The 7,290-nt window shown below is 62.5% G+C and carries 6 protein-coding genes; all 6 read right to left on the reverse strand.

Annotation, left to right across the window (positions count from 1 at the left end):
• Positions 1-2 precede the first annotated feature (2 nt).
• Genes BLL36_RS29255 through BLL36_RS31880 form a run of 6 tightly spaced genes read right to left on the reverse strand, consistent with a single transcriptional unit; the run spans position 3 to position 6,967 of the window.
• A complete protein-coding gene (locus BLL36_RS29255) occupies positions 3-1,703 on the reverse strand; it encodes a putative porin (protein ID WP_076955066.1) in 1,701 nt (566 codons plus the stop codon).
• Positions 1,704-1,758: 55 nt separating this feature from the next.
• A complete protein-coding gene (locus tag BLL36_RS29260) occupies positions 1,759-2,466 on the reverse strand; it encodes an energy transducer TonB family protein (protein WP_076955067.1) in 708 nt (235 codons plus the stop codon).
• A gap of 3 nt (positions 2,467-2,469) precedes the next feature.
• The gene (locus tag BLL36_RS29265) at positions 2,470-2,895 is read right to left on the reverse strand and encodes an ExbD/TolR family protein (RefSeq protein ID WP_076955068.1); all 426 of its coding nucleotides are present in this window, start codon (positions 2,893-2,895) and stop codon (positions 2,470-2,472) included.
• Positions 2,896-2,906: 11 nt separating this feature from the next.
• Entirely contained in the window at positions 2,907-4,706 is a 1,800-nt protein-coding gene (locus BLL36_RS29270; protein ID WP_076955069.1) for a DUF2341 domain-containing protein, read from the reverse strand.
• 24 nt (positions 4,707-4,730) lie between these two features.
• Positions 4,731-6,314, reverse strand: a complete 1,584-nt coding sequence (locus BLL36_RS29275; RefSeq protein ID WP_076955070.1) for a ShlB/FhaC/HecB family hemolysin secretion/activation protein — start codon at positions 6,312-6,314, stop codon at positions 4,731-4,733.
• Positions 6,315-6,373: 59 nt separating this feature from the next.
• On the reverse strand, positions 6,374-6,967 hold the full coding sequence (locus BLL36_RS31880; RefSeq protein ID WP_076955071.1) for a transposase: 594 nt from the start codon (positions 6,965-6,967) through the stop codon (positions 6,374-6,376).
• Between the last annotated feature and the right edge of the window lie 323 nt (positions 6,968-7,290).

Raw genomic sequence — 7,290 nt, forward strand, 5'->3', positions numbered from 1 at the left:
CATTAAAAGCGCGTGTTGAGTTCCAGTTGCATCACATCGACTTCGAACGGCTGGCCATACACTTCGGACGCACTCAGCCAACGCGCGCTGGCGTAGATGTTCTTTTCGATGCCGTAGTTGGCGCCAATGAAGTAACCCTTGGCGTTGGTACCGCCCAGGTGAAACGACGAGTCGTTGAAGCCGTCGGGCAAGGCGTCGGGCTGGATGTACTTGTAGCCGGCCAGCACGTTCCAGTCGCCACGCTTGCGCATCTCCAGCGCGCTGCCGAGGGTGAACGAGACCATCAGCGCATTGCCGCCGCTTTCGAACTGGCCTTTGCTGTTGATGTTGTTGACGATCTCGCCCTCGCTGCGCTTGAGCATCTCGCCCTTGTCGTAGGCCAGGTTGTGGATGAAGTTGCCTTGGGAGCGCAGTTTGAAATCGCTGGGCAATTCGCTGTCCCAGACCAGGTTGAGGTCGAGCACATCGAACTTGGAGGCCAGGCCTACGAACTGAGGATCCGGCGTCCGCGCAGGGTCCGTGGGGTTGGTGGTGTTGTTGCGCAGGTTGAACACCGTGTTGCCTTTTTGCATGAAAGCCACGCGCGTGCCGTCGGTATCGCAACCCGCCGCGCCCGACCACGTTGAACAAGGGCTGGAGCGCTCGCCTTCGATATCCTGGAACTGGTAGTAAGCAGCCGCCAGCTTGAGGCGGTTGCTGCGATTGATCTTCCAGTCCGCGCCGATCTGCCCGCCGAACAGCCATTTGGTATCGCTGTCTTCCTTGTCGATGCCATTGATGCTGGCGGTGTCGGAGGTGTATTCGACCGGGAAGGCGCCGAGTGTGCCGAACAGGCCCCATTCGCTATTGAGCGTGTGATTGAAGATGGCCGCCACACCGTCGAAGTTGAGGTCGTTGGAATACATCATGTCGGTGGAATAGAACGGGTTGCCGATGCGCCCGGCCGTCAATTTCATGTAGTCGGTGGTGGCCCAGGTGAGGTAACCCTGGTCGAGCCAGATGTCTTTTTTGCCAAAGCCACCGCCCAGGGTCTGGGTGGTGGACACCGGGTTATTGTCGGAGCCGGTGGCGATGCGGATGCCGGCGGTCCATTCCGGCGACAACACTGCTTTCATGCCCAGGCGAGCACGCAGGCGGAACAGGTTTTCACGGTCCTCGCGAGTATTGAGCAAGGGTGGGAACCTGGTGTTGGAGTTTTTGTTGACATCGTAGGGGCCGGTGTCATTGAGCTTGGCGTAGTCGGTGATGGTGTTGTCGTTACGCCCCGAAAAATAACGCGACTCGTCGCGCAAACGGATATCGCCGTCAAAGCTGATGCGCGAGATCCAGTCCGGGAAGGTATTGGGCTGCGCCCAGTTTTCCTTTTTCGCAGTGGACATGACCTCAGCCTTCACCTGGTCACGAATCTGGTCGCGCACCGCTTGCGGCACGTATTGCACGCGTACGTCGCCGGGCGCTGCGGTCGGGCCACTGGCAATCACCGGCGCGACGTTCGCCTGGCGCGCCTGCTGGGCTTCTTTTTCGGCCTGGGCAATCAGGCCGTTGGCGGTTTCCTGCTTGAGCACGCCTTGCTGCACCAACAGGCGAATCAGGTTGATGGTGACGTTTTCCGAGGGGGCGACCGGGGCCGCCGTCGCCTGGCCGACCAGGGTCGCGATGACCATGCCGACCGCCAGGGTCAGTCGATTCACGGGGGAAATCATGTGTACGCAACTCCTACAAAAATCCGTTGAGAAAAATCCAAGAACACGTGTTCGGTCATTCCGGGCGCCGGCCCTTGAGCGACAGGCGCATGGGCAGCGTCAGCGACGCCGGCGGCTTCTGTGTGGCACGCGGCGCCTGTATCAAGGCGAGCATCTGCGCGTCGGTCTCGGCATCGCCGCTGGACTTGGCCACCAACGCCTTGGTGACCTGGCCATCGGCGCCCAGCCACAGGTCTATCTGTATCGAGAAAGCCTTCTTGCGTAATTCAGGGTCCTCGCGCATCAGCCGTTGATAGGTGCCGGCCAGGTATTGTTTGTAGGTGCCGGTCCCCAACCCGCCGCCGCCACCGCTGCCGGCCATGCCGCCGCCTTTACCGGCGCCGATGTTGAAACCGTCATTGCCGGACTGGGCGTCGCCATCGATCTGCATCGGGTTGGCCAGGTCGTCGGCGGGCGAAGGCGGTGCTTCCTCGGCCGGCTTGACCTCCTCCGGTTCGGGGCTGGGCACCGGTTCCGGGATTTTTTCCTCGACCTGAGGCTCAGGCTCCTTGGGTTTTTCCGGCGGCGGTGGCGGTAGTGGCGGCAACGGGATAATCGTCGGCACCTTCGGCGCTTCGCGGCGCACGCCGCTCATGTCATTGGCCCACTGCCATAAAAACCAGGCCGCCACGGCGCCCAGCAACAGGCCGAGGCCCCACTTCAGCGGGCGCAGCGGCGGCTTATTCTTCACGGGCATGGGCGCAATCGGGATCTGTGCGGTCATGGCTCAGCCCTGGCTCGGTTTGCCGGTGACCAGCCCGACCTGGGACAGCTCCAGCCGGCGCAACAGGTCTAGCACTTCGATCACCTTCTGGTACTGCACCATCGCATCGCCACGTACGATCACCGGGAAATCCGGGTTCAGCGCTTTCTCGATACGCAGGCGCTCTTCCAGCTCGCCGAGGGTCACCGGGTAGGCGTCGAGGAACACCTGCCCGCCGTCATTCACGGAGATCGCCTTGGTCTTGGCCTCCGACAGCGACACCGAGGCGCTGGCCTTGGGCAAATGGATCTGGATGCCCGAGACCTGGGCGGTGGCGGTGAGGATGAACATCACCAGCACCACCATCAGCACGTCCACCAGGGGCGTGATGTTGATGCTGTCGACGGCGGCATCATCGTCATCGTCATGGGAGCTATTTACGGAAGCCATGGCGATTCTCCTCAGGCCGGAACCGGTGCGTGATGCGCAACGCGGTGCGCCGCTTCACTGTGCTGGCTCTCGCCGTGCATCTCCGCCAGGCGAGTGATGAACTCGTCGACGAACACGCGCATGTCCGCGCTGACTTCCTTGTTGCGCGTGATCAGGCGGTTGTAGCCAAACAGCGCCGGGATCGCGACGAACAGGCCCATGGCCGTGGCCAGCAGGGCCGCCGCCATACCGGGGGCGATGGCGTTGATGTTGACGTCACCGGCCATCGCCGTGCCGAGGAACACCACCATGATCCCCAGCACCGTACCGAGCAGGCCAATGTAGGGGCCGCCGGCGATAGCGTTGGACAGCGTAGAGAGCTTGGAACTGAGCGCCTGGTTTTCGCGGGTGCGCACGCCGTCCATGGAGCAGCGGATGGCTTCGATGGTCGCGGCCGAGACCGATGAGGTGTCGGCGCCCTGGGCTCGGCGGGTGCGGATCTCCTTGACCGCTACCAGGTACAGGCGCCACAGCGAAGAATGGGTCAGGCGCTCGGCCAGTTGCGTATCGTCAGCGTACATCTCCAGGCGGGTGCCGATTTGCGCGAAGTGCTCGCGGAATATCTCGTTGGCACTGCTGAGGCGGCTGACCTGACGGTTCTTGCGCAGCATGATCACCCACGACTGGAACATCATCGCCACCAGCACCAGGATGATCACCCAGGCGTCCACCGGCACGGCGTTGAGCAAGAAGCCCAGGCTGCCGAAACCAATGCCGGACTGTTCTTCGTCCACGCCATAGGCCACCAGTTTCGACTCGGCGCCCTGGGCGCTGGCATCGGCCAGCAACAGCGCGGCCGGGCGTGCGACCTTGGACAGGCGCAGCTCATCGATGGCCCCGGCGAAAGGCAGATGCGTACTGCCCGCCTCCGGCAGATCGGCGCCGATCGCCAGTTGGGCATTGAATGCCGGCAAGGCGACGGCCAGGGTCGCGGTTTCACGGCCATTCACATACAGCGTGACCTTGGCGCCCTCGGCGGTAAACGCCAGGTGCTGCCATTGGCCGGGGTTGAGCGGCTGGGTCGACACAGCGCGCTGGCCGTCGATTTCGACAAAGGGCATGCCTTGGTTCACGCCCAGCAACAGGCTGTGAGGAGCGTCGCGACGGGCCAGCAGCACTTGCTCGCCACTGGCCTGGTCCAGGCGCAGCCAGGCGCTGAAGGTGAACGCGCCGCCGGCGGCCTGTTGCAGCGATGGGCTGGCCGGCAGCATCAGCGGCTGGCCGCCGAGCTGCAAGGCGCGGCCGATCACACCGTCGATGCTCGCACCGGTGGCGTTCAACGAGGTGTTGGCGTAGGCCGTGGTGTCCCGGGCCGGGGTGCCGTTGGCGCCGTCGAAGTGGTAGAGCGCGGTGTAGTTCGGGTCGAAGGTCAGTTGGCCGTTGGCACTGGCCGCGGCTTTCTGGTTGCCGTAGTACATCCACAGGTCCTGGCGCTGGCCGCCTTCAACCTTGGGCACATCGACCCAGATCAGCGCCATGCCCATCAACGGGTCGAAGCTTTCGATCTGGTGGTTGAACACGGTCTTGTCATCGGCACTCACAAAGCGCAAATCGGAGCCGTCGTCCTTGACCCCGTCGAAGCTGAAGTTGCCGGTGTGCAGGCGCACCAGCAGCGCGGTGCGGCCCAAGGCCTGGTTGATCGCCGCGCCTTGGGCGGTGGTGTCCACCGAGATCTGCTTGCGGTAGTGCCAGTCGTCCTGCCACCAGGCATGGGCGGTGGCCGGGAGCGCGAAGCCCAGGCAGATCAACAGGCTCAGGAATAGGCGTTGCATGGGTGAAATCTCCGAAAGAAAAAGTCAGAAAGTCGCCTGCACACTGAAGTGCAGTCGCGAGTCCTGTTTCTGGGTGTTCGGTCCATCGAGCAGCGGCAAGCCCCAATCCAGGCTGCCGGACAACCATTTGCTCAAACTGGCGCGTGTGCCCAGGCCGACACTGGCCAGGCTGTATTCGTCTTCTTGCTCGGGCAGTGGGTCGTGCAGGCGCATGCGCGCGCCTTCGGCGAACGCATAGAAGCGCCACTCCTGCACATAACTGCCGAGAAACTTGGCCAGGGACGGCGTGCGCAACTCCTGGGAGAGCAAGTAGCCCTCATCCCCGGTGCGCTCCGCCGCCAGGTAACCGCGCACCGAGGTGGCACCGCCGGCGGAGTACTGTTCGTTGGACACCAGCGGTCCGGAGGCGAGCTGGAAGCCGCCTTTGGTGGCCGACTGCCAATCGTTGGCGAAGGTGTAGGTGTAGTTCAGGTCGCCCTTGAGCACGGCAAAGCTGGCGCTGGCCTTGTAGCGCTTGTAGTCGAATTCTTCGGCGTCGCTGCCATAACCGAAGAATGCGCGGGTGCCGACCACCAGGTTCAAGCCGAGCCCCAGCTGGGATTGCTCGGTGTAGCGGTAGCCGTTGTAGCCCAGGGTGAATGGCGCGTACTTGAGCGGCACCTGGTCGCTGCTGGCGCCGAATTTCATTTCCTCGTCGAAGTCCTTGAAGTCGACGCCGAACGAGAACGAGTTGGCCCAGTTACCGGCCGCCGGCAGGTTGTAGATCGCCGACACACCGTAGGAATGCCCCTTGCCCAACACGTTGCTGCCGCCGATGGTAGCGATGTTGCTGTCGGACTGGTAACCGGAGAACTGCAAGGTCCAGCGCTCGTTCAACGGGGCGCTGTAGGAGCCCGACCAGACCTTGGCGTTCTCGGTGTCCTGGGGCGCGGTGAAGTAGGTCAGGGAAATGCTGTGCCCCAGTTGCCACAGGTTGTCGTAGCCCAGGGTTGCCACCGAGCGCAGCTTTTCGGTGTCGGCGCTGTAGTCGTTGTTCAGGCCGATGCTGGCGTGCCAGGGGTTCTGGTCTTCCACCTGCAAATCCACATCCATGGTGCCGGGGCGCTGGCCTTCGCGTACCAGTGGCGTGACCTGGCGACCAGCACTGCGGTTGAGGCCGGCCAACTGGGTTTGCACAGTGGCAAAGTCCGGCACCGCGCCCTCTTCCAAGGCTGGCACCTGCTCGCGGATTTCCACCGGCGAGTAGTGTTTGGCGCCGACCACACGCACACGGCCCACCTTGGTTTCGCTGACTTGCAGGTAGACGATCCCGTCGTCGACCTTCTGCTCGGGCAGCTCGACAAACACCGACTGGTAGCCGCGCGACTGGTAGATCTTCTGCAGCGCATCGCGGGCGCCTTCGATATCGCCCAAGGTCTTCTGCGGGCCGAGAAACGGATACACCGCCTCCTCGATGGTCGCCGCGTCCAGCACCGTGTTGCCGCGCACGAAGTACTCGTTGACGTCGACCTTACGCGCCGCCGCTTCTTCCTCGGCCAGCGCTATTTGCGTCACGCTCCAAAGCGTCACGCAACACAGCGCCAGCGTTAATTTGAACAGATGCTCCACACCGCCCCCTGACTTTCTGTTGTTGTGCGCCACTGCCGGTAGCCCGGCGTGCGGCCTGCTCAATTGCTGGTGATCGAGGTGTTGCCGTGCCGGGCCAGCCAGGTGTGCAGCAAGGCGAAGTTCAACGAGAACTCCGGCATGTGCAGCAAGGCGCCACAAAACACGTCACCGATGATTTTCTGGATGAGTTGCACCGCCTGCGGGTGGTTCAGCAGCGTGGCGATGTCGCGGGTCAATGCATGAATGCTCCAGACCTTCTGGTTCAGGTCCAGGCCGACGAACCAGCGGAACAGCAGGTTGTAGTTCAGCTGTTCGTGCAGCTGCTGCTCGCTTGGCACCGAATACAGCAGTTGCAGCAACAGGATTTGCAACACGGTGTGCGGGGCGATCGACATCGGGGCGTCAGCCACCAGCCAGTCACGGTGCTGATCCAGCACCTCATCGATCTGCGGACGCAGCAACACCAGCGAATGCCCCGCCGGGATGTAGCTGGACACTTCCTTCAGCGCGCCCTGCCAGTCGTCCTGCGAGACGATCCACACCCACGGCGCGCCGTAGCGATACACCGAAACCGGCTTCTTGCGCGCCGCTTCGACGATCTTCGACAAGCGCTGATCGAGCTCCTGCATGCCTACTTTCGAGTAACGTTCCATAGTTCCCACGTGCCCCACTCCTGGCGTCTTGCTGACGGCTGGGGAGGCTATGTGTGGCGGCCTCCAGCGCGTTACATAGGAGAGACGGGCGTGGCTGCGAGCTACCGAACTTTTGTCATGAAAGCTTCATTTTTGATTGGGTGGGGGGCAATTTTCTGATGGCGTACATATCCGTTATTTGGGTAACGGATGGTATGGGTTCCGCCCTTACGGCGGGTCACTTTCGAAAAGCGCGAAAGTAACCAAATGTATGGTCAGCCCACCTTTTGCTATCCAGTCACGATGAACGGTAAATCAGGCTTGCGCTAATGTATCCGGGCTCC

The organism is Pseudomonas cedrina subsp. cedrina (assembly GCF_001983175.1).
In the GTDB taxonomy this organism is placed as follows: Bacteria; Pseudomonadota; Gammaproteobacteria; order Pseudomonadales; family Pseudomonadaceae; genus Aquipseudomonas; species Aquipseudomonas cedrina.

Coding starts and splice junctions, on each gene's coding strand:
- BLL36_RS29270 (WP_076955069.1), bottom strand. CDS start 4,706: ATGCAACGCCTATTCCTGAGCCTGTTGATCTGCCTGGGCTTCGCGCTC.
- BLL36_RS29255 (WP_076955066.1), bottom strand. CDS start 1,703: ATGATTTCCCCCGTGAATCGACTGACCCTGGCGGTCGGCATGGTCATC.
- BLL36_RS31880 (WP_076955071.1), bottom strand. CDS start 6,967: ATGGAACGTTACTCGAAAGTAGGCATGCAGGAGCTCGATCAGCGCTTG.
- BLL36_RS29260 (WP_076955067.1), bottom strand. CDS start 2,466: ATGACCGCACAGATCCCGATTGCGCCCATGCCCGTGAAGAATAAGCCG.
- BLL36_RS29265 (WP_076955068.1), bottom strand. CDS start 2,895: ATGGCTTCCGTAAATAGCTCCCATGACGATGACGATGATGCCGCCGTC.